Source organism: Vibrio sp. Vb0598 (assembly GCF_033338935.1).
Lineage (GTDB): Bacteria > Pseudomonadota > Gammaproteobacteria > Enterobacterales > Vibrionaceae > Vibrio > Vibrio alginolyticus.
Map to the genome: position 1 here is coordinate 1 of NZ_JAWOTP010000118.1, position 1,408 is coordinate 1,408.

Here is a 1,408-nt window from a genome sequence, read left to right on the forward strand (position 1 = left end):
ATCTCCTTCCACAAAGCTCAACCACTCTTTACCACCCTCAATCCCAATCACTTTGGGGCATTGCGTGAATCCATTGGAATGAAGGTGATTTAACAACTGGTGGACGGTCATCGTCCAAGAGCTTGCCGGACGACTAACGCGATCACCAGTACAATAAATGGCATTGTCCCGACCACCTTGTAGCATTTCCATGACTTTTCCTTGTTCGATCAGATTTGGGGCGACGATTGAAACAAGCGTCATTTTATACCTTAAGTAACGAATCTTGTTTTAACTACCGACCAAAAAGCACCCAACTTTGTTAGCTCAATCGCAGGAAACCACTTTCACTTATTCGAAGATGCTGGGCTTTTAAGCTTATAGACTTTGCATGACCCAATGAGTAAAAGCCTCAACTTGCGGTTTATCGCTTTCCCTTACCACTATATGATGCGCGCTGGCGCTTGGCATGGACCATCCACCAATCGGAACCAAAAGTCCTTGTTGTAGCTCATCCTCCACTAAAAAGTCCCTAACAAGCAGTATGCCTAACTGATTCACCGCCGCTTGAATGGCTAGTAAGGAATGTTCAAACTCGGCGATAGGTTTACTCACTTTGCCTTCATAGCCCTGAAAACACAGCCAAGCTTGCCACGATTCATGGTATCCGCCCGTGCACAGTTTTGGCGCTAGCGCGATATCGGTAAGATGAATGACCGAATTAAGATTTAAAAAACCAGGGCTCGCCACCACTATCCAGTTTTCTTGGGTAAGTTGAACAGCCTGCTCTGATTGCCAATCTCCATAACCGTTGATGATCTCCACATCCGCAATGGCGCTAGCATTCGGTACCGTGTTGGCGGTCGTTGAAATTTTTACCACGACATCAGGGTGCTGACGATGAAAATCGGCCAAGCGCGGCATTAACCATTGAGAACAAAAGCTGTGAGCGACATGAAGCGTCAGTTGAGTATTTTTCTGGCGAGCAAAAAGGTGTTGAGTTGCTACAGATAGCATCTGCAAAGTCTGGCTAACAACAGGTAAGTAGGCTTGGGCAGCTTGCGTTAATAAAAGCTGCGCACCATTGCGCTCAAAAAGTATCGCGTCTAACTGAAGTTCCAACGATTTAACTTGCTGACTGACCGCCGCGCGAGTGACATTTAGCTCTTTTGCAGCTTTTGTAAAGCTTCGCAAACGGGCTGTTGCTTCAAAGGCTTTCAGGGCATTAAGTGGTGGGAGGTTTTGCATCATGCTCTCCTACTAAACGGAGCATCGATATTATGAATCTGTGATGACAGAATGATGAACAACAAGCAAAGCGCACGCCGCCGCCGTCATTTCAATATACAGCCCAACAACCGTCTCGGTTCCATCCAAGCATAAGGTTGAAGACAAGATCAAAAAAGCCAGCGATAAACGCTGGCTTTTT

At 46.4% G+C, this 1,408-nt stretch carries 1 protein-coding gene and 1 pseudogene; both read right to left on the reverse strand.

The annotated features are described in order from the left end of the window. Positions 1 to 192: pseudogene (locus R7Q38_RS23380) on the reverse strand (phosphotransferase); the annotation flags it as partial. A 165-nt stretch (positions 193 to 357) separates the two neighbouring features. After that, positions 358 to 1,227 carry a LysR substrate-binding domain-containing protein gene (locus R7Q38_RS23385; protein WP_062853294.1) on the reverse strand — a complete coding sequence of 290 codons (870 nt, stop codon included), beginning with the start codon at positions 1,225 to 1,227 and terminating at the stop codon, positions 358 to 360. Between the last annotated feature and the right edge of the window lie 181 nt (positions 1,228 to 1,408).

What these genes read in the sequence shown, in the direction of transcription:
- R7Q38_RS23385 (WP_062853294.1), bottom strand. Translation starts at nt 1,227, where the DNA reads ATGCAAAACCTCCCACCACTTAATGCCCTGAAAGCCTTTGAAGCAACA.